17 protein-coding genes, 1 tRNA gene and 1 pseudogene are annotated in these 19,259 nt (G+C 63.6%); 12 read left to right on the top strand and 7 right to left on the bottom strand.

What is annotated here, in order from left to right; translation table 11 throughout:
* Window positions 1-24: 24 nt before the first annotated feature.
* A complete protein-coding gene (gene fusA, locus KSS94_RS17490) occupies window positions 25-2,139 on the bottom strand; it encodes an elongation factor G (protein ID WP_217839346.1) in 2,115 nt (704 codons plus the stop codon).
* 216 nt (window positions 2,140-2,355) lie between these two features.
* Window positions 2,356-2,784, bottom strand: coding sequence for a hypothetical protein (locus tag KSS94_RS17485; RefSeq protein ID WP_217839345.1), 429 nt, complete (start codon window positions 2,782-2,784; stop codon window positions 2,356-2,358).
* A 194-nt stretch (window positions 2,785-2,978) separates the two neighbouring features.
* On the opposite strand from KSS94_RS17485, the gene KSS94_RS17480 reads away from it, so the two are divergent.
* Window positions 2,979-3,281 carry a hypothetical protein gene (locus tag KSS94_RS17480; RefSeq protein ID WP_217839344.1) on the top strand — a complete coding sequence of 101 codons (303 nt, stop codon included), beginning with the start codon at window positions 2,979-2,981 and terminating at the stop codon, window positions 3,279-3,281.
* A gap of 3 nt (window positions 3,282-3,284) precedes the next feature.
* Here KSS94_RS17480 and KSS94_RS17475 read toward each other — a convergent pair whose 3' ends face one another.
* Together KSS94_RS17475 and gcvA are read right to left on the bottom strand one after the other, a co-directional pair.
* Complete coding sequence (locus KSS94_RS17475) at window positions 3,285-4,535, bottom strand: 2-aminoadipate transaminase (RefSeq protein WP_217839343.1); 1,251 nt, start codon at window positions 4,533-4,535, stop codon at window positions 3,285-3,287.
* Between the two features lie 210 nt (window positions 4,536-4,745).
* The gene (gene gcvA / locus KSS94_RS17470; protein WP_217839342.1) at window positions 4,746-5,639 is read right to left on the bottom strand and encodes a transcriptional regulator GcvA; all 894 of its coding nucleotides are present in this window, start codon (window positions 5,637-5,639) and stop codon (window positions 4,746-4,748) included.
* A gap of 254 nt (window positions 5,640-5,893) precedes the next feature.
* Between gcvA and KSS94_RS17465 the strand changes: the two genes are divergently transcribed.
* Entirely contained in the window at window positions 5,894-7,279 is a 1,386-nt protein-coding gene (locus KSS94_RS17465; protein ID WP_217839341.1) for an amino acid permease, read from the top strand.
* Between the two features lie 97 nt (window positions 7,280-7,376).
* On the opposite strand, the gene KSS94_RS27620 is transcribed toward KSS94_RS17465, so the two are convergent.
* The gene (locus KSS94_RS27620; RefSeq protein ID WP_437180019.1) at window positions 7,377-8,243 is read right to left on the bottom strand and encodes a methyl-accepting chemotaxis protein; all 867 of its coding nucleotides are present in this window, start codon (window positions 8,241-8,243) and stop codon (window positions 7,377-7,379) included.
* A pseudogene (locus KSS94_RS27615) lies at window positions 8,238-9,209 on the bottom strand (nitrate- and nitrite sensing domain-containing protein); the annotation flags it as partial. The gene KSS94_RS27620 and the pseudogene KSS94_RS27615, both read right to left, overlap by 6 nt.
* Before the next feature lie 440 nt (window positions 9,210-9,649).
* On the opposite strand from KSS94_RS27615, the gene KSS94_RS17455 reads away from it, so the two are divergent.
* The 3 genes from KSS94_RS17455 to KSS94_RS17445 all read left to right on the top strand — a co-directional run bounded on the left by KSS94_RS17455 (window position 9,650) and on the right by KSS94_RS17445 (window position 11,457).
* Window positions 9,650-10,147, top strand: coding sequence for a PaaI family thioesterase (locus tag KSS94_RS17455; protein WP_217839339.1), 498 nt, complete (start codon window positions 9,650-9,652; stop codon window positions 10,145-10,147).
* Window positions 10,148-10,213: 66 nt separating this feature from the next.
* On the top strand, window positions 10,214-10,729 hold the full coding sequence (locus tag KSS94_RS17450; RefSeq protein WP_217839338.1) for a GNAT family N-acetyltransferase: 516 nt from the start codon (window positions 10,214-10,216) through the stop codon (window positions 10,727-10,729).
* Window positions 10,730-10,761: 32 nt separating this feature from the next.
* Window positions 10,762-11,457, top strand: coding sequence for a glutathione S-transferase N-terminal domain-containing protein (locus KSS94_RS17445; protein ID WP_217839337.1), 696 nt, complete (start codon window positions 10,762-10,764; stop codon window positions 11,455-11,457).
* Between the two features lie 171 nt (window positions 11,458-11,628).
* Here KSS94_RS17445 and KSS94_RS17440 read toward each other — a convergent pair whose 3' ends face one another.
* Window positions 11,629-13,245 (bottom strand): inorganic phosphate transporter, encoded by a 1,617-nt coding sequence (locus KSS94_RS17440; RefSeq protein WP_217839336.1) that lies wholly within the window; start codon window positions 13,243-13,245, stop codon window positions 11,629-11,631.
* A gap of 127 nt (window positions 13,246-13,372) precedes the next feature.
* Here KSS94_RS17440 and KSS94_RS17435 point away from each other — a divergent pair, with 127 nt between their 5' ends.
* The 7 genes from KSS94_RS17435 (at window position 13,373) to KSS94_RS17405 (ending at window position 19,030) form a co-directional block, all read left to right on the top strand.
* Entirely contained in the window at window positions 13,373-13,759 is a 387-nt protein-coding gene (locus KSS94_RS17435; protein WP_217839335.1) for a DUF488 domain-containing protein, read from the top strand.
* A complete protein-coding gene (locus KSS94_RS17430) occupies window positions 13,749-14,192 on the top strand; it encodes a GNAT family N-acetyltransferase (protein WP_217839334.1) in 444 nt (147 codons plus the stop codon). Before KSS94_RS17435 ends, KSS94_RS17430 begins: the two co-directional genes overlap by 11 nt.
* A 1,121-nt stretch (window positions 14,193-15,313) precedes the next feature.
* On the top strand, window positions 15,314-15,706 hold the full coding sequence (locus KSS94_RS17425; protein ID WP_217839333.1) for a helix-turn-helix domain-containing protein: 393 nt from the start codon (window positions 15,314-15,316) through the stop codon (window positions 15,704-15,706).
* A 119-nt stretch (window positions 15,707-15,825) separates the two neighbouring features.
* Window positions 15,826-16,464: a response regulator transcription factor GacA gene (gacA, locus tag KSS94_RS17420; protein WP_217839332.1), complete on the top strand. Its 639-nt coding sequence runs from the start codon at window positions 15,826-15,828 to the stop codon at window positions 16,462-16,464.
* A 9-nt stretch (window positions 16,465-16,473) separates the two neighbouring features.
* On the top strand, window positions 16,474-18,297 hold the full coding sequence (gene uvrC, locus KSS94_RS17415) for an excinuclease ABC subunit UvrC (protein WP_217839331.1): 1,824 nt from the start codon (window positions 16,474-16,476) through the stop codon (window positions 18,295-18,297).
* A gap of 33 nt (window positions 18,298-18,330) precedes the next feature.
* Window positions 18,331-18,891 (top strand): CDP-diacylglycerol--glycerol-3-phosphate 3-phosphatidyltransferase, encoded by a 561-nt coding sequence (pgsA, locus tag KSS94_RS17410; protein WP_217839330.1) that lies wholly within the window; start codon window positions 18,331-18,333, stop codon window positions 18,889-18,891.
* 63 nt (window positions 18,892-18,954) lie between these two features.
* Window positions 18,955-19,030: transfer RNA gene (locus KSS94_RS17405), tRNA-Gly, on the top strand.
* Window positions 19,031-19,259: the final 229 nt, after the last annotated feature.

Here is a 19,259-nt window from a genome sequence, read left to right as displayed (position 1 = left end):
GCCGCTCCTACAGGGGCGTGCGGTCTAGGGTTCCCCGCGGTTCTTCTTGACGATGCCATCGGCAATGCTGGCCGGCGCCTCGGCATAGCGGGTGAACTCCATCGAAAAGCTCGCCCGGCCCTGGGTCATCGAACGCATCGAGGTGGCGTAGCCGAACATCTCGCCCAGCGGCACCTCGGCGCGGATCACCTTGCCGGCCGGGGTCTCGTCGCCGTCCTGGATCATCCCCCGGCGCCGGCTCAGGTCGCCGAGAATGTCGCCCTGGTACTCTTCAGGTGTGACCACCTCGACCTTCATCACCGGCTCCAGCAGCACCGCGCCGCCTTTTTGCGACAGCTGCTTGGTGGCCATGGAGGCGGCGATCTTGTAGGCCATTTCGTTGGAGTCGACGTCGTGGTACGAGCCGTCGAACACCGCCGCCTTGAGGTTGATCAGCGGGTAGCCGGCCAGCACGCCGTTCTTCATCTGCTCCTCGATGCCTTTTTGAATCGCCGGGATGTACTCGCGCGGTACCACGCCGCCAACGATCTCGTTGATGAATTCCAGGCCCTCTTTGCCCTCATCGCCCGGGGCGAAGCGGATCCAGCAGTGGCCGTACTGGCCGCGCCCACCGGACTGGCGCACGAAGCGCCCTTCGATCTCGCAGGTATTGCGGATCTTCTCGCGGTAGGCCACCTGGGGCTTGCCGATGTTGGCCTCGACGTTGAACTCGCGGCGCATGCGGTCGACGATGATGTCCAGGTGCAACTCGCCCATGCCGGAGATGATGGTCTGCCCGGTCTCTTCGTCGGTGCGCACGCGGAACGAGGGGTCTTCCTGGGCCAGCTTGCCCAGGGCGATGCCCATCTTCTCCTGGTCGGCCTTGGTCTTGGGCTCCACCGCCACCGAAATCACCGGGTCGGGGAAGTCCATGCGTTCGAGGATGATCGGCTTGTCCATGTCGCACAGGGTGTCGCCGGTGGTGACGTCCTTCATGCCGATCAGTGCGGCGATGTCGCCGGCGCACACGTCCTTGATCTCGGCGCGCTGGTTGGCGTGCATCTGCACCATGCGGCCGATGCGCTCTTTCTTGCCCTTGACCGAGTTGAGCACCGCATTGCCCGAACTGAGCACGCCGGAATAGACGCGGGCAAAGGTGAGGGTGCCGACGAACGGGTCGGTAGCGATCTTGAAGGCCAGCGCCGAGAACGGCTCCTTGTCGTCGGCGTGGCGTTCCAGGTGCTTGTCTTCATCGTCCGGGTCGGTGCCCTTGATCGCCGGGATTTCCGATGGCGCGGGCAGGTAGTCGATCACAGCGTCGAGCATCAGCGGCACGCCCTTGTTCTTGAACGACGAGCCGAGGATGGTGGGGACGATTTCGTTGGCGATGGTGCGCTGGCGCAGGGCGGCCTTGATTTCATCGACTGTCAGTTCCTCGCCTTCGAGAAACTTCATGGTCAGCTCGTCATTGGCCTCGGCGGCGGCTTCGACCATGTGCGCGCGCCAATGGTCAGCCAGGGACTGCAGCTCGGCAGGGATGGGTTCTTCGCGGTAGCTGGTGCCGTTGTCGGCGTCGTTCCAGTAGATGGCCTTCATCTTCACCAGGTCGATCTGGCCGATGAAGTTCTCCTCGCTGCCGATGGCCAGCTGGATGGGCACCGGGTGGTGGCCCAGGCGCTGGTCGATCTGCTTGACCACACGCAAGAAGTCCGCGCCCTGGCGGTCCATCTTGTTGATGTAGGCCAGGCGCGGCACATGGTACTTGTTGGCCTGGCGCCACACCGTCTCGGACTGCGGCTCGACGCCGTCGGCGCCGCTGAACACCACCACCGCGCCATCGAGCACGCGCAGCGAGCGCTCCACCTCGATGGTGAAGTCGACGTGGCCTGGGGTGTCGATGATGTTGAAGCGGTACTTGTGCTCGAACTGCTTGGTCGAGCCTTGCCAGAACGCGGTGGTGGCTGCCGAGGTGATGGTGATGCCGCGTTCCTGCTCCTGGGCCATCCAGTCCATGGTCGCGGCGCCGTCGTGCACCTCGCCCATCTTGTGGTTGACCCCGGTGTAGAACAGGATGCGTTCGGTGGTGGTGGTCTTGCCGGCGTCGACGTGGGCGACGATGCCGATGTTGCGGTACAGCTCGATGGGTGTGGTGCGGGCCATGGCGGGTCACCTGCGGGTGAGGGTTCTCCCAAGGTAGCAGAGGGGGAGAATCCTGCCGGGGGGTGACAGTCCGTTTCAGGGTTGACGCGGTCGTTTGGAGCGGCCTTGTGTCGCGAATGGGCTGCGCAGCAGCCCCACATTCTCGGCATCATGCGAAATTGTCGGGGCTGCTGCGCAGCCCATTCGCGACACAAGGCCGCTCACAGGGGCGGGCCGTCAGTCGGCCTGCACCTGCAACTGCCACTGGCCTTCGCTTTCGCGGGCCAGGCCGCTGGCTGGCAACAGGGCCAGCAGGCGCTCGTGCAGGGCAGCGTCGGTGAATGACAGCAGGGTGGCCATGTCCAGCGTACCTACGGTAATGAGGTCGTTCTTGGTGTACGACAACCAGGCCTTTTTCAGCACCAGCAATACATCGCTGCCGGCGGTGTTGGCGAAGCGCCGGTGCAAGGTGCGGCCTTCCAGCTCGAAGGTGTGGCGGTGGCTGTAGCTGCTTTCATCACCTGCGCCCTCGACGCAGCGGTGGCAGCGGCACGGGCCTTCGCCGAAGGCGTTGTGCAGGTAGGTGTTGAAGTCCACGACGGGCTTGAGGGTCAGGCGTTTGTCGACCTCGAACAGGTCGGCGATCAGGGGTTGTTCTGCGCTCACTCGGTATCCTCGCGTGGTGGGGCATGCATCGGCGGGCACCCTAACAGATCGGGGCATACAGTTCACCTGTTGCCCGCCATGCCGCCGCACCCTGTAGGAGCCGGCTTGCCGGCGATAGGGCCGCTAGAGACAACGCCGGGCGTCTGCCGTACCCTAGCGCCATTTCCAGCCCCCATACCCCGAGGTAACCCCGCTTGAGCACCAAGTACCCCTACATCGCCACCGTGACCGTCAGCTGCGAAGACCGCGGCGGCGACACCGAGGCCTCGGAAAACACCAACCAGCGCGTGGGCCTGGAGGCAGTGACCGAAACCCTGAAGAAGGTGCATTTCGTCGGAACCCTCGCAGCCCCGGAAAAGTCCGCCACGCACATCTGCGTCACCCTCGAGAACGGCCTCACTTATTACGGCCCGATCGTCAACGGCCACGCCGAGCTCGAAGGCGGCTGGATCGCCTTCGAATGCGACATGCTCACCCCTGAAGAGCTGGGCCTGTAAGCCTCAAGCCAGCTCCGCCAGGCACTGCTCGAGGATATCCAGGCCTTCCTCGAGCACCGCAGGCTCGATGGTCAGCGGTGCCAGCAGGCGAATGATGTGCCGCGCCTTGCCGCTGGGCATCAGCAGCAGCCCCTTGGCCCTGGCGGCCTCCAGCACCTTGCCAAGTTGCGCCGGTGCCGGGCTGCCGTCGGCGTTCAGCAGCTCGATGCCGCGCATGGCACCAACCCCGGTCAGGCGCCCCAGGTAGCTGCACACCCCTGAAGCCTTCCAGCGTGCATGGCGCGTGGTGATGGCCTGTTCCTGGCGTTCACCCCAGGTAGCGAGGTTTTCATCGGTCATCTGTGCAAGGCTGGCCAGCGCCGCCGCACAGGCGATCGGGTTGCCCGAATAGGTGCCACCCAGGCCACCTTTGGGTAGCGCGGCCATCAGGTCTTGGCGCCCGACCAGCGCTCCCAGCGGCATGCCGCCGGCGATGCTCTTGGCCAGCAACAGCAGGTCCGGCTCGATGCCCAGGCGTGGGAAGCCGAAGCGTTGCCCGGTGCGCCCAAAGCCAGACTGGATCTCGTCGATGATGATCAGGATGCCGTGCTCGTCGCAGAAGCGCCGCAGTGCCTGGGCGAAAGCCGGGTCCATGGCCAGGAAACCGCCTTCACCCTGCACTGGCTCGAAGATGAACGCCGCCACGTCCTCCACCGCCAGTTCCACGCTGAGCAGGCGCTCCAGTGCCTTGAGCGCCTGCTCGCAGGTGACCCCGGTGTCGGCACCGGGGTAGGGCAGGTGGTACACCGGGCCTGGCAACTCACCCACGCGTTGCTTGTACGGCGCTACCTTGCCGTTGAGGTTGAGGGTGGCCAGGGTGCGGCCATGGAAGGCGCCATCGAAGGCAATGATGGCGCGCTTGCCGGTGGCGCCACGGGCCACCTTCAGGGCATTCTCCGCCGCTTCCGCACCGCTGTTGGTGAGCATGCCGGCCAGCGGGTAACGCACTGGTACGAACTGGCGCAGTCGCTCCATCAGCTCAAGGTACGGGCCATGGGGCGCGGCGTTGAAGGCGTAGTGGGTCAGGCGCGTGGCTTGCTGCTGGATCGCCTCGACCACGGCCGGGTTGCAATGGCCCAGGTTGAGCACGCCGATACCGCCGACGAAGTCGATGTAACGCTTGCCGTGGGTATCCCACACTTCGGCATTACGGCCGTGGGAAAGTGTAATGGGATGAACGATGGCAATGGATTGGCTGATACTTTCCGGGGTCATGTGCACGCGGCCTGTTGTTCGAATATGGGCAATATCCAAGCGTGCCGGGTCTATATTCCGCAAACGAATTATTGGATTGCGATCATTCCGTGGATTCGCGATGTTGGTGCTCTCTGTGGGAGCCGGCTTGCCGGCGATGAGGTCGGAGCAGGCGATAGATGGCACCGGCTGCGCCGGTGATCGCCGGCAAGCCGGCTCCTACAGGGGGCGTCAGCCCTCGGCCACCCGCTCGCATATCCACTGCACGAATGCCCGCACCTTGGGCACTTCGGCGGCATGCTCGGCATGGGCCATGAAGTGCCGGCCATTGCTCGGTACCGGGTGATCCCAGGCCACCACTAGCTTACCCTCGCTCAGCTCTTCGGCCACCAGGTAGCGAGGAATCAGCGCAATGCCGCACCCGGCGATGGCGGCGCGGATGCACAGGTAAAAAGTGTCGAAACGCGGCCCGTGGTAGCTGTTCTGGCTGTGCAGCCCAAGCCCCAGAAACCACTCGTGCCAGGCCTCCGGGCGCGAGGCGCACTGCAGCAGGCGGTGTTCGGTCAGGGCTTCGGCACTGGCAAAACGCTGGCGGGCCAGCAATGCCGGCGCGCACACCGGCACCACCTCCTCGCTGAACAGCTCGATGCAGGTGGCTCCCGGCCAGGTGCCCTGGCCGAAAAAGAACGCGATATCGGCCTTGGCCTGCACCAGGTCGAACGGTTCCAGTTCGTTGCGGATGTCCAGGTGGATGCGTGGGTGGCGTTCGCCGAAACCCTTGAGGCGGGGTACCAGCCAGCGCGCACCGAAGGTCGGCTGGGTGGCGATGCGCAGCACCTCGGTTTCGTCGCCGTAGCTGAGGATGTAGCGGCTGGAGATGTCGATCTGGGTGAGGATCTTGTTCACTTCGGTGAGGTACAGCGCGCCGGCCGGGGTCAGGTGCAGGCGCCGGCGAATGCGCTGGAACAGGGGGTGGGCAAGCATGTCCTCGAGCTGCGCCACCTGTTTGCTAACCGCGCTCTGGGTCAGGTGCAGCTCTTGCGCTGCGCGGGTGAAGCTCAGGTGCCGGGCTGCGGCCTCGAAGCACTGCAGGGCGGTGGTGGAGGGCATCAGGCGTTTGGACATGGCAGTGGTTCAACCCCGCGAAAAAGGAAGGAGTTCATTCTTTTATAGAATGATGTGCTTCGAAAAGGTCGTTTTGTCGACCCGGCCTCATAGATTAATACTGACCAAGGTCAATGATTTCAACCGGGTTTGCGAAGAGGAGGGCAATCGCGCAACCGGCGTAAACAAGAACAACAAAGAGCAACTCAAACTTTGCGAATTCTGCTTCAACTTTCAGCCGTCATTGCAACGGCCGACCCACTCGAGGGTTCCCCATGGTATCGCCCAACAACAAGAAACAGCGTTCCCTGCAACACGGCCTGACCTCTCGTCAGGTGTCGATGATTTCCATCGCCGGCATCATCGGCGCCGGGTTGTTCATCGGCTCGTCCAACGCCATCGCCACCGCCGGCCCGGCGATTCTCATCTCCTACGCCATGACCGGCCTGCTGGTGCTGCTGGTGATGCGCATGCTCGGGGAAATGGCCATCGCCAACCCCAACAGCGGCTCGTTCTCCACCTACGCCTCGGAGGCCATCGGGCCCTGGGCAGGCTTTACCATCGGCTGGTTGTACTGGTGGTTCTGGGTGCTGATCATTCCGGTCGAGGCCATCGCCGGTGCGGACATCCTGCATGCCTACTTCCCGGCGGTACCGTCGTGGCTGTTCGCCTTCCTGATCATGCTGGTGCTGTCGGGTACCAACCTGGTCAGCGTGAAGAACTTCGGCGCCTTCGAATACTGGTTCGCGCTGGTCAAGGTGGTGGCGATCATCGCCTTCATCGTGGTCTGCAGTCTGGCGGTGTTCGGCTTCTGGCCGCTGGCCGAGGTGTCCGGCGTCAGCCGTTTGTGGGAAAGCGGCGGGTTCATGCCCAACGGCTTTGGCACCGTGCTCGGCGGCGTGCTGATCACTATCTTCTCGTTCTTCGGTGCCGAGATCGTCACCATCGCTGCCGATGAAACCGCCAACCCGAAAGACAAGATTCGCCGCGCCACGAACCTTGTGGTGTACCGCATTGCCATCTTCTACCTGGCGTCGATTTTCCTGGTGGTGTCGCTGGTGGCCTGGAATGACCCGCAGCTCAAGGCGGTCGGTTCGTTCCAGCGCGTGCTCGAGGTGCTCAACGTGCCCGGCGCCAAGCTGCTGGTGGATATCGTGGTGCTGGTGGCGGTGACCAGTTGCATGAACTCGGGGTTGTACACCGCCTCGCGCATGCTCTATTCGCTGGGTGCCCGTGGCCAGGCGTTGAGCATGACCAAGCGTATTTCCGGGGCCGGCGTGCCGACCGTGGCGGTGATCTTCTCGACCCTGGCTGGTTTTGCCGGGTGCCTGGTGAACTATGTGTTCCCCGGCAAGGTGTTCGGTTTCCTGCTGTCTACCACCGGTGCCATCGCGCTGCTGGTGTACCTGGTGATTGCCGTGTCGCAGCTGCGCATGCGGGCCCGCGCCGAGCGTGAAGGGCGTACGCCGGAGCTGAAGATGTGGCTGTTCCCGTGGCTCACCTGGCTGGTGATCGGCACCATCGTGATGGTGCTGGGCTACATGCTGCTGAGCGATGCCTACCGCTACGAGACGCTGATGACCGCCGGGGTCACGTTGTTCATCCTGCTGGTGTCGCTGACCCAGCGGCGGGGCAGGCTGGGGGCTGCTCAGTCGGCCTGAAACAACCGGGGCCGCTGTGCGGCCCATCGCGGGCAAGCCCGCTCCTACAGGAGGCCGCATAAATCCTGTAGGAGCGGGTTTGCCCGCGATGCTGATATCACCCCGTACGGAACCGCCCCACCAACTGCTGCTGATGTTCCGCCAGGCGCGCCAGCGCCTGGCTGGTGATCGCCGTCTGCTGCGCGCCGGCGCTTACCTGAATCACCAGGTCGTTGATCTCGTTGACGTTGCGGTTGATGTCCTCCGACACCGCGCTTTGCTCCTCGGCCGCCGAGGCAATCTGGATGTTGCGGTCGCTGATCCGCGCCACCCCCTCGGTGATCGAGGCCAGCAACTCGCCGGCCCGGCCAATGCGGCTGGCGCCGGACTGCGCCTTGCCCAGGGTTTCCAGCATCGAACTGCTGGCGCGCTCGGAGCCGGCCTGCAGGTTGCTGATCATCTGCTGGATATTGCCAGTAGATTCCTGGGTGCGCTGCGCCAGGGTACGCACCTCCGACGCCACCACCGCAAAACCCCGGCCATGGTCGCCGGCCCGGGCCGCCTCGATGGCCGCGTTCAGTGCCAGCAGGTTGGTCTGCTCGGCGATGCCGCGTATCACATCAAGTACCGACGAAATGGCATCGCTCTCGCGTTTGAGGTCGTCGATGATCGCCGCCGTTTGCTCGGCCTGGGTCGACAGTTCGTGAATCAGCGTGATGGTGCCTTGCACCTCGGCACGCCCCTCGGCACTGCTGGTGTGAATCTGCTGGGACAGGCTGGCCGCATCGGTGGTGCTTTGTGCCACCTCGCGCACCGTGGCGCTCATCTGGTTGATGGCGGTGGCCACAAGCTCGGTGCTCTGGCGCTGCTGCTCGACGCTGCGGCTGGTCTGCAGGGTCACCGCCGAAGACTCCTCGGCAGCCGTGGCCACCTGGGTGGTGGCGCTGCCGATCTCGCGCACGATCTCGGCCAGTTCGCTGGCCATGCGGTTTAGGTTGCCTGCGATCTGGCCGAACTCGTCCTTGCTGCGGTAACCGGCGCGTGCGGTGAGGTCGCGGCGGGCCAGGCCGTCGAGGGCGGCGTTGATATCCTTTACCGCCTTGCCGATGCTGGCAATGATCAGCCACGCTAGCAGTCCCACCATGGCCAGCGCCAGCAGGGTGCCCGCCAGGGTCAGCCACAACGCCTGGCTGGCGTCGCTGCGGGCTTCGAGGGCAAGCGTGCCGACGTTTTCCGCCAGGGCCTGCTCGATGTCGCTCATCTGGTCGATGCGCCGGGTGGCGGTCTCGAACCAGGCCTCGGGCTTGATACCCAGTGGTTGGCCCAGCGGTATATCCACGGCCAAACTTTGCAACTTGGCCACATCGCCGGTGGCCGTGCTCTGCAGGCTTTGCTGGAACTGGCTGAGGATGGCCGCCGGTGCCTTGCGCTGGAAGCCGTCGGCATAGGCCGAAAACTCGCCCAGGTTGCGGCTGAAGCGCGATAGCAGCGTGGCGTCGAAATGGTCCTGATTGAAGGCCAGGCCCAATATTACCCGTTCGCGGCCGGCGCGTTCCTTCAGCTCGATGAATTGGTTGAGTGCGCCCAAGGCATGCACCACGGCAGTATCGCTGACGCGGCTTTCCAGTAACTGGGTATAGCTGATCAGGGTCTTGATCAGTTCGGTATAGCGGCTGGCGGAGTCGACACTGCCGATGCTCAGCGTGTCGACTTGCCCGCGCAGGTTGCCCAGGGTGTCGAGTGCTGCCAGCAAGGGGGCGATATCGGCATGCCTTGCACGCACTGCATCCAGCGCCGCGTCGCTGTCCTTGCGCAACTGCAGCAGGCGCTCTGCCATGTTGCTGCCACGGCTGCCGATGAACACGCCGCTGGCGCCGCGCTCACGTTGCAGCAGAGTAATCAACTGGCTCAGGGATTGCGCGGTGCGGCTGGCGGCAACGGTACTTTCCATGTCGCGCAGGGTTCGGTAGTTATCGGCCAGGTATAAGCCGGCCAGTGCCAAAAAGCCCAGCAGGGGGAACAACAGGATCAACAATAACTTCAGACGAAGCGGTGCATTGGTCAGCATGCTTCTGGCCTCGCAGGTAGTGGCAGGGGGGTATAAGGCGTGGCTATTGTTGGTTAGTGGCTCACGGCCATTATTGTACGGCTATTCAATTTATATGCGAAAGGTGCAAGTTTGGTGAAGGGGTAAATAATAGTGCGCTATATTGATGCGTGCGATCGGTTATTGATCCAGATCAGTGCATTGTTATTGTATTGGTTATTATTTTGAGGTGTGTTGATTAATGCTGCGGTAGTTGGTGTGTTTGGCCAGGTGTTCACGAATCCCGTTTGCGCCGCTACGATCCCCCTCAGCATTTGCCAATTCCAACAAGCAAAAGGGCGCCCATGACCGAACATGCGTTTTCCCTGCAACAGCTCGCCGCCCCCGATGGCACCTGTTATGGCTGCGGCTGTGCCCACCCCAACGGCCTGCACCTGAATAGCCACTGGGACGCCGACGGCATCCACCTGCTGTGCAGGCACAGCCCCGACCCGGCCTTCATCGGTTGGCCGGGCCTTGTGTACGGCGGCCTGCTGGCCATGCTGGTGGACTGCCATTCCAACTGGACCGCCATGGCCCACCACTACCGCGCCGAAGGCCGCGAACCCGGCAGCCTGCCGCGCATCGACTGCGTCACCGGCCAGCTTGGCCTTAACTACCTCAAGCCCACGCCCATGGGCGTCGAGTTGCTGCTCAAGGCGCGGGTGGAAGGGGAGGTGGGGCGCAAGACCCGGGTCATCTGCGAAGTCTGGGCCGGCGATGTGCTCACCGTCAGCGCCGATTCGGTGTTCGTGCGGGTCGATACCGAACGGCTCAAGCAACAGGCCCACGGCGCTGCCTGAGCCTTGCGCCATCAGGGTGGGGCTGGCATTGTCGGGCAACACCCGGATGCCCAACAGGACGTTGCCATGCCCTACCAGATTCGCCCGGCCCGCCACGCCGACTGTGCTGCCCTGAGCCAGGTCGGCCAGGCCACCTTCGCCTTGGCCAGCCCGCCCGACAGCGCGCCGGCCGCGCTGCAGCACTACATCGCCCATCACCTGCAAACCGAGCATTTCCAGCAGCACCTGCTGCACCCGCACAAGCGCCTGCTGGTGGTGGAGCAGGGCGGTCAGGTGCTGGGCTACAGCATGCTCGACCTGGCCCCGGGTGCGCTGGGCATCGCTGCCGCCGACCACCTGGTGGAAATAGCCCGCTGCTACGTGCTGCCGGTCGCCCACGGCCAGGGCGCGGCGCAGCAGTTGCTGGAGGCGACCCTGGCGCGCACCCACGGCGCGGTGCGCCTGACCGTCAACGAACTCAACGCCCGGGCCATCCGCTTCTACCAGCGCAACGGTTTTGCCAAGGTGGGCGAGGCGATTTTCCCTTGCGGTGATGAACGGCACTGCGACTGGGTGATGGTCAGGGCGCCCGCCAGCCCTTAACGTTGTAACCCTTCCACTGCCAAGGCATGCCCATGACCGATTTGTCTGCTTTCCCGATTACCCGCAAATGGCCGGCGCAGCACCCTGAGCGGCTGCAGCTGTATTCGCTGGCCACCCCCAACGGGGTCAAGGTGTCGATCCTGCTCGAGGAGCTTGGCCTGCCCTATGAAGCGCACAAGGTCAGTTTCGACAGCAATGACCAGCTCAGCCCGGAGTTCATCTCGCTCAGCGCCAACAACAAGATCCCGGCGATCCTCGACCCCGATGGCCCGGGCGGCCAGCCGCTGGCGCTGTTCGAGTCCGGGGCGATTTTGCAGTACCTGGCCGAGAAGAGCGGCAAGCTGCTCAGCCATGACCCGGCCCAGCGTTACCAGACCCTCCAGTGGCTGATGTTCCAGATGGGCGGCGTCGGGCCGATGTTTGGCCAAGTGGGCTTCTTCCACTTCTTCGCCGGCAAGGAATACGAGGACAAGCGCCCACGTGATCGCTACGTGAGCGAGTCGAAGCGTTTGCTGGGCGTGCTGGACCGGCACCTGAAGGGCCGTGAGTGGATGGTCGATGCGTACAGCATCGCCGATATCGCCATTTTCCCCTGGGTGCGCAACCTGGTGGAGCGCTACAACGCCCGCGAGTTGGTGGGCTTCGATGAGTTCAAGGAAGTGCAGCGGGTGCTGGCGCGGTTCCTCGAGCGCCCGGCGGTGCAGCGCGGGTTGAAGATCCCGGGGTGAGCGCTTGAGCAAAAACGCAGGTCAGCACTTGTAGCAGTGGCCTTGTGCCGCGAAAGGGCTGCGCAGCAGCCCCGGCAAAATGTGCAGTGACACCGAAATCCAGGGGGCGCTTCGCGCCCCTTTCGCGGCACAAGGCCGTTCCCACAGGGTATTTGCAGCGCTTTGTGCGGGTCAGAACACCTGGTTCAACACCCAGTACAAACACCCCGCCAGCAACATCGCCGCCGGCAAGGTCAGCACCCAGGCCATCAGCAGGTTGATCAACGTACGTCGCTGCAGCCCTGAGCCTGTGGCGACCATGGTGCCGGCCACCCCCGAGCTGAGCACATGGGTGGTGGACACCGGCAACCCGAACATGTCTGCCGCACCAATGGTGCACATCGCCACCACCTCCGCCGAGGCGCCTTGTGCATAGCTCAGGTGGGTCTTGCCGATCTTCTCGCCCACCGTTACCACGATGCGCTTCCAGCCGACCATGGTCCCCAGCCCCAGAGCGATGGCCACCGCCACCTTGACCCATAGCGGGATGTAGCGGGTGGCATCGTCCAGCTGGCGCTTGAACAGTTGCACGTGGTTGGCGGTGTCGGCGTCGAAGGCCACCAGCTTGTGCTTGTCGAGCAGGCGGATCACTTCGCTGGTCAGGTACATGTCGTTGCGCACGTTGGCCATGGCTTCGGCCGGCACACGCTTGAGCGAGCCGTAGCCCTTGACCTCTTCACCGATCATGCCGGTGAGTGCGGCCAGGGCCGGTACCAGCTCTGGGCTGGCCTTGGGTTCGTTGATGAAGGCGGTCAGGGTTTGGCGCGGGTCGGCCACTGCCGGTTGCGGTGCGCTGCGCACCAAGGCCTGGCGAGTCACCTCGGCCACTGCCGAGAACTGCAGGGCCTGTTCGTTGGGCATGGTCTTGTTAAGGGCGTAGGCCATCGGCAGGGTGCCAACCAGAATCAGCATGATCAAGCCCATGCCTTTCTGCCCGTCGTTGGAGCCATGGGCGAACGACACCCCGGTGCAGGTAAGGATCAGCACGCCGCGAATCCACCAAGGGGGCGGCGTCTGGCCTTCGGGGGCCTGGTACAGCTCGCGGCGTTTGACCAGGGCGCGCAGGGCCAGCAGCAGCAGGGCGGCGCAGGCGAAGCCGATCAGTGGCGAGAACAGCAGGGCATAGCCCACCTTGCTGGCCTGGCCCCAGTCCACCCCGCTGGTGCCGTCGCGCCCGTGCATCAGGGCGTTGGCCACGCCCACGCCGATGATCGAGCCGATCAGTGTGTGCGACGACGAGGCCGGCAGCCCTAGCCACCAGGTGCCGAGGTTCCAGATGATCGCCGCCAGCAGCAGCGAGAACACCATGGCGAAGCCCGCCGTGGAGCCCACCTGCAGAATCAGCTCCACCGGCAGCAGGGCGATGATGCCGAAGGCCACCGCGCCGCTGGAAAGCAGCACGCCGAGGAAGTTGCACAGGCCCGACCACACCACTGCCACCGGTGCCGGCAACGAGTGGGTGTAGATGACCGTGGCCACGGCGTTGGCGGTGTCGTGAAAACCGTTGACGAATTCAAAGCCCAGGGCGATCAGCAGTGCGAGGCCCAGCAACAGGAAGGGGGTGACCGTGGTGACCAGGGTGCCGCTGGCGCTGACGTCCTGCTTGAGGCTGTAGAAGGTATAGGCCAGGCCCGCCAGCAGCAGGCCGAAGAACAGCACCAGGGTGGCGCGGCCGGGGCGCTGGGACAGGTGCGGGCGGGAGTCGCGCGGGGTCAGGGCATCCTGTCTGACCATCGAGGGCGTTGTCATGGGGGCTCCGAGGCATCGACGCTTGGGGGAGGTTTCCAATCCTAGAAACAATTCGTTACCAAGGCGTGACCTCGGTCAACGGAACTCCTAGTCTAGAAGGCACCTCCTGATTGCCAAGCGAGTGCCCATGATCTATTGCAAGCGTGTCTATGAATCGGCCGCCCCCGGCGATGGCCAGCGGGTGCTGGTGGATCGGTTATGGCCGCGTAACAGACGCAAGCAAGACCTGCACGGTCAATGGCTGCGCGAGGTGGCGCCATCCGACGAACTGCGCAAGGCGTTGCATGCCGGCGAGGTGGATTTTGCCGGTTTCACGCACCGTTATCAGCAGGAGTTGGCTGCCCACCCTGAGCATTGGTACCCGTTGCTGGACCTTGCGCAGCAGGGCGACCTGACGTTGCTGTATGCCGGCAAGGATACCGAGCACAACAATGCCCGGGTGCTGGCTGATTGGCTGGAGGACGAATTGCTGCGGCGTGGGCCGGGTAGTTCGCCGGTGTGCTATGCCCCTTGAGTTGGTCGCTGCCAGCGATGCTCACCTGACCTTCGCCCGCGATCTGACCCGGCGCGCCATGCTGCCTTATTACCGCGAATTCGACCTGCTGTGGATCGAGGATGCCTTCGATGAAGCCTGGGGTTGGCGTGAGCAATGGCTGGTGGTGGAGCAGGGCGAGGTATTGGGTTTCTGCAGCCTGAGCCAGGATCGCCAAGCGTTGTTCATTCGCGAGTTGCATCTTTTGCCGGAGCACCGTGGGCGTGGTGTGGGGGGCTGGGTGCTTGAGCAGTTGGCGGGGTGGGCGCGGGCCCGGCGTTTGCCTTTACTGCGTTTGATGGTGTTTCGCAGTAATCCTGCGCGGGGGCTTTATGGGCGGCATGGGTTTGTGGAGATGGGGGACGATGAGTGTTTTGTTCGGATGCAGCGGTGTGTGGATGAGGGGGCTCTGTAGGAGCTTGCCGGCGATTAGGCTCTTGCGGGTGGTGTGTATTTTGTGGTGTATGTTGTTTTTGGTTTAGTTGGTTTTTATAGTTGTAATCGCATTCATTATTTGTAGTGACGCTTATTCACCTTTCCGCCAACGGCGGGTTACTTTTTTTCGTGGAAAAAAGTAACCAAAAACCGTGCGCTCCATTCATCCGGCCCCTGCGCTTCGCTCCGGGGTACCCTCACTCCGGGCTTGCTCCGGGGGTACGCGCCGACGGGCCGTCCCTGGCCCGATCGGCGCTCGACCGGCATCCATGCCGGTCGCCCCCCTCCGCAATCCCGCAGTGAAGCCTCCTGAAGTCGCGAAGTTAGGGGCGGCGCCTGTAAGTACGCAGCTCGGTCGCTAGTTGCCATTTGTGGGAACTCAGGATTGCAATCGCCGGCAAGCCGGCTCCTACAGTGGAACGCGTCAATTTGGATAACGCATACCCCTGTAGGAGCCGGCGATAGGGCCCGAACAAACAAAACATCAATAACAATCAAACCAACATCCCAGCTGTTGATCTGGCTGTTGATCTGGCTTCTAAGCGCGCAATAGTTCAGGCAACACAAATCGCGACTTCAGGAGGCCGAGCGTAGGGATTGCGTAGGAGGGCGACCGGCATGGATGCCGGTCGAGCGCCGATCGGGCCAGGGACGGCCCGTCGGCGCGTACCTCCGGAGCAAGCCCGGAGCGAGGGAACCCCCGAAGCGCAGCGTAGGGGGCCGGATGATGGGAGCCAGCGTTTTTTGGTTACTTTTTGTCGCGTTTGACAAAAAGTGACCCGCCGTAAGGGCGGAAAGGTGACGAAAAGCCTTCATCGTCAATGAATGAGCATACATCTCCCAAAGCAATCACCATAAAACCCCGACCCTGACCCCGACCCCGACCCCGACCCCGACCCCGACCCCGACCCCGACCCCGACCCCGACCCCGACCCCGAACTCGAACCCGAACCCGAACCCGAACCCAAAAAACTCCCCGCTCATGGCGCAATGATGGCTTGCATAGATTGGATCCAATTGGCATAGTGCCCAGGCGAATGCGCAGGCATTCACTCGGGTGCGGGATGCACTCGTTATCCATCCATGCAAAGGAGGCAAAAGATGAGCGGATTCGGCCCACGGTTGAGAGAAGAGCGCGAACGCCTGGGGCTTACCCAACGGGTGTTCGGCGATGTCGGCGGCGTCGAGCCCAACGCCCAGGGCAAGTACGAAAGCGGCGAGCGTACGCCGCGCATGGACTACCTGGCCGCCGTTGCCGCCCGCGGCGTCGATGCCCTCTACGTACTGACCGGCACCCCGACCCCGGCCCCTATCGACAGCCTCACCACCGACGAAGATCGCCTGCTCGGCGCCTTCCGCCGCCTGCCGGCAGACGACCAGGCGGCTGTCTGGCACTTGCTCAGCCGGCTTGCCGGCGAGGCGGGGGAGGAGCAGCCAATGGTCATTCGCCGTTTCGAGCGCCAAGCCGGCTTCCTTAACGGCTTGCGCCAGTGAGCGCGAGGGTCGCCGGTAGCTATCCGGGCGGCCTAATTAACCGTTCAGGCCACTAGGTCGCCGGTGAAAAATTTTGTTAAGGTGGCGGGATCCAATCGCCCCACTGACGAGGTGCATGCTTGATAAGGGTCCTGGTGGTCGACGATCACGATCTGGTGCGTACCGGCATCACGCGCATGCTGGCTGACATCGATGGCCTGCAGGTGGTGGGTGAGGCAGACTCGGGCGAGTCCGCACTCAAGCTTGCCCGCGAGCTGAAGCCGGACGTGGTGTTGATGGACGTGAAGATGCCAGGGATCGGTGGGCTGGAAGCAACCCGCAAACTGCTGCGCAGCCACCCCGACATCAAGGTGGTGGCAGTGACCGTGTGCGAAGAAGACCCGTTTCCCACCCGCCTGATGCAGGCAGGCGCCGCCGGCTACCTGACCAAAGGCGCAGGGCTCGACGAAATGGTCCAGGCCATCCGCCTGGCCTTCGCCGGGCAACGCTATATCAGCCCGCAGATCGCCCAGCAGCTGGCGCTCAAGTCGTTCCAGCCCCAGGGCTCGCCGTTCGACACGCTGTCGGAGCGGGAAATCCAGATCGCCCTGATGATCGTCGGCTGCCAGAAAGTGCAGATCATCTCTGACAAGTTGTGTCTGTCACCCAAGACCGTCAATACTTACCGTTATCGGATTTTCGAAAAACTCTCGGTCACAAGCGACGTCGAACTGACGCTGCTGGCCGTCCGCCACGGTATGGTCGACGCAAGTCTCTAAGCACACCCCATGTCACACACCTTTGATGCCAGTGCCTTTTTGGCCACGTGCAGCGGCCGCCCGGGCGTGTACCGGATGTTTGATGCCGAGGCGCGTCTGCTCTACGTGGGCAAGGCCAAGAACCTCAAGAAACGCCTGGCCAGTTACTTTCGCAAGACCGGCCTGGCGCCCAAGACCGCTGCGCTGGTAGGCCGCATCGCGCAGGTCGAAACCACCATCACCGCCAACGAGACCGAGGCGCTGCTGCTGGAGCAGACGCTGATCAAGCAATGGCGGCCGCCTTACAACATCCTGCTGCGTGACGATAAGTCCTACCCCTATGTGTTCCTGTCTGACGGTGAATTCCCACGCCTGGGGATTCATCGCGGCGCCAAGAAGGCCAAGGGCCGTTACTTTGGACCGTACCCCAGCGCCGGCGCCATTCGCGAAAGCCTGAGCCTTCTGCAAAAGGCTTTTTCGGTGCGCCAGTGCGAGGACAGCTATTACGCCAACCGCACCCGCCCGTGCCTGCAGTACCAGATCAAGCGCTGCAAGGGGCCTTGTGTGGGTTTGGTGGAACCGGCCGAATATGCTGAGGACGTGCGCCATTCGGTGATGTTCCTCGAGGGCCGAAGCCAGCAACTGGGCAACGAACTCAACGCCGAGATGGAAGCGGCCGCCATGGCCCTGAACTTCGAGAAGGCTGCCGAACTGCGTGACCAGGTCGCGCTGCTGCGCCGGGTACAGGACCAGCAGTACATGGAGGGCGGCTCGGGCGACGTCGATGTGGTGGCGGCCTTCGTCAACCCGGGCGGTGCCTGTGTGCACCTGATCAGCGTGCGCGGTGGCCGGGTACTGGGTAGCAAGAACTTCTTCCCGCAGGTGGGCATCGAGGAGGAAGTGGCCGAGGTGATGGCCGCATTCCTGTCGCAGTACTACCTGGGTAACGCCGAGCGCGAGCTGCCGGGTGAACTGATCGTCAACGTGGTGCACGAGGACTTTGAAGCCATCAGCGAGGCGCTGCACACCCTGCGCGGTCGCGAAATCACCATCAGCCACCGGGTGCGCGGCACCCGCGCGCGCTGGCAGCAACTGGCGGTGACCAACGCCGAGCAGGCGCTCAACGCGCGCCTGGCCAACCGCCAGCACATGGCGGCGCGCTTCGAGGCCCTGGCCCAGGTGCTGCACCTGGACGAAGTGCCCCAGCGCCTGGAGTGCTACGACATCAGCCACTCCAGCGGCGAGGCCACCGTGGCCTCTTGCGTGGTGTTCGGCCCCGAGGGCGCGCTCAAGTCCGACTACCGGCGTTTCAACATCGAAGGCGTCACCGCCGGCGATGACTACGCCGCCATGCACCAGGCGCTGCAGCGCCGCTACGGGCGCATCAAGGATGGCGAGGGCAAGCTGCCCGACGTGCTGCTGGTGGACGGCGGCAAGGGCCAGTTGAACATGGCCCGCGAGGTGATGCAGGAACTGGGCTTCAGCGACCTGACCTTGCTTGGCGTGGCCAAGGGCGTAACCCGCAAGGCCGGTTTCGAAACCCTCTACCTGAACGATGTGGCCCACGAGTTCACCCTCAAGGGCGACAACCCGGCGCTGCACTTGATCCAGCAGATCCGCGACGAGGCCCACCGTTTTGCCATCACCGGCCACCGTGCCCGGCGCGGCAAGGCGCGGCGTACCTCCAGCCTGGAAGACGTGGCCGGGGTAGGGCCCAAGCGCCGGCGTGACCTGCTGAAACATTTCGGCGGCCTGCAGGAGCTCAACCGCGCCAGTATCGACGAGATCGCCAAGGCCCCCGGGATCAGTAAAAAGCTTGCCGAGTCGATTTATGCCAGCCTGCATAGCGAGTAGAATGCCGGGCTCAACTCGCAGCCAGTCGTACCGATGAATATTCCAAACCTGCTCACCGTTCTACGCGTCCTGCTCATCCCGATCTTCATCCTGCTGTTCTATGTGCCCTATCACTGGAGCTACATGGCCGCCAGCACGGTGTTCGCCATCGCTGCGGCCACCGACTGGCTGGACGGCTACCTGGCCCGTCGGCTGCAGCAGAGCACGCCCTTCGGCGCCTTCCTCGACCCGGTGGCGGACAAGCTGATGGTGGCCGTGGCCCTGGTGCTGCTGGTGCAGGTGCACGCCAACTTCTGGCTCACGCTGCCGGCAGCGGTGATCATCGGCCGCGAGATCGTGGTGTCGGCGCTGCGCGAGTGGATGGCCGAACTGGGTGCCCGCGCGCACGTTGCGGTGTCGAACCTGGGCAAGTGGAAAACCGCCGCGCAGATGCTGGCGCTGGTGATTCTGCTGGCCAACCCGCCGGTGCTGACCTTCTGGGTGATACTCGGCTACGGCCTGCTGTTGGTGGCGGCGGGGCTGACGCTGTGGTCGATGATGCATTACCTGCTGGCCGCCTGGCCGCACCTGCGCGAAGGCTCGGAGCAGAAATAAAGTTTTTTTGAATCAAGGGGTTGACGCCATTCGGCAAATCGCTAGAATAGCCCCCATCACGACGCGGGAATAGCTCAGTTGGTAGAGCACGACCTTGCCAAGGTCGGGGTCGCGAGTTCGAGTCTCGTTTCCCGCTCCAAATTCGATCCTCGGTGCGTCGCCGGGATCAAAAAAAAGAGGCCGAAAGGCCTCTTTTTTTATGCCTGTAATTCAGTGGCCACGCTACACGCCCATGTACTTGGCTCGCTGTTGACGACCTTTGCCGGGTGCGCCCTGGTGCGCTGGCTGGGTCAAGCAGCAGTAACTACCACCTGGCCATGGCCACGCCCCGCTTGACTGTCGCTCCCGCCATTCAGACAGGAGCCAGC

Source organism: Pseudomonas fakonensis (assembly GCF_019139895.1).
Classification (GTDB): domain Bacteria; phylum Pseudomonadota; class Gammaproteobacteria; order Pseudomonadales; family Pseudomonadaceae; genus Aquipseudomonas; species Aquipseudomonas fakonensis.
This window is presented reverse-complemented; position numbering and strand designations above follow the sequence as displayed.

What these genes read in the sequence shown, in the direction of transcription:
- KSS94_RS17430 (WP_217839334.1), top strand. Translation starts at nt 13,749, where the DNA reads ATGCCCCTTGAGTTGGTCGCTGCCAGCGATGCTCACCTGACCTTCGCC.
- KSS94_RS17465 (WP_217839341.1), top strand. Translation starts at nt 5,894, where the DNA reads ATGGTATCGCCCAACAACAAGAAACAGCGTTCCCTGCAACACGGCCTG.
- KSS94_RS17440 (WP_217839336.1), bottom strand. Translation starts at nt 13,245, where the DNA reads ATGACAACGCCCTCGATGGTCAGACAGGATGCCCTGACCCCGCGCGAC.
- gcvA (WP_217839342.1), bottom strand. Translation starts at nt 5,639, where the DNA reads ATGTCCAAACGCCTGATGCCCTCCACCACCGCCCTGCAGTGCTTCGAG.
- KSS94_RS17475 (WP_217839343.1), bottom strand. Translation starts at nt 4,535, where the DNA reads ATGACCCCGGAAAGTATCAGCCAATCCATTGCCATCGTTCATCCCATT.
- KSS94_RS17450 (WP_217839338.1), top strand. Translation starts at nt 10,214, where the DNA reads ATGCCCTACCAGATTCGCCCGGCCCGCCACGCCGACTGTGCTGCCCTG.
- fusA (WP_217839346.1), bottom strand. Translation starts at nt 2,139, where the DNA reads ATGGCCCGCACCACACCCATCGAGCTGTACCGCAACATCGGCATCGTC.
- KSS94_RS17445 (WP_217839337.1), top strand. Translation starts at nt 10,762, where the DNA reads ATGACCGATTTGTCTGCTTTCCCGATTACCCGCAAATGGCCGGCGCAG.
- KSS94_RS17425 (WP_217839333.1), top strand. Translation starts at nt 15,314, where the DNA reads ATGAGCGGATTCGGCCCACGGTTGAGAGAAGAGCGCGAACGCCTGGGG.
- KSS94_RS17435 (WP_217839335.1), top strand. Translation starts at nt 13,373, where the DNA reads ATGATCTATTGCAAGCGTGTCTATGAATCGGCCGCCCCCGGCGATGGC.
- KSS94_RS17455 (WP_217839339.1), top strand. Translation starts at nt 9,650, where the DNA reads ATGACCGAACATGCGTTTTCCCTGCAACAGCTCGCCGCCCCCGATGGC.
- pgsA (WP_217839330.1), top strand. Translation starts at nt 18,331, where the DNA reads ATGAATATTCCAAACCTGCTCACCGTTCTACGCGTCCTGCTCATCCCG.
- KSS94_RS27620 (WP_437180019.1), bottom strand. Translation starts at nt 8,243, where the DNA reads ATGGCCAGCGAACTGGCCGAGATCGTGCGCGAGATCGGCAGCGCCACC.
- uvrC (WP_217839331.1), top strand. Translation starts at nt 16,474, where the DNA reads ATGTCACACACCTTTGATGCCAGTGCCTTTTTGGCCACGTGCAGCGGC.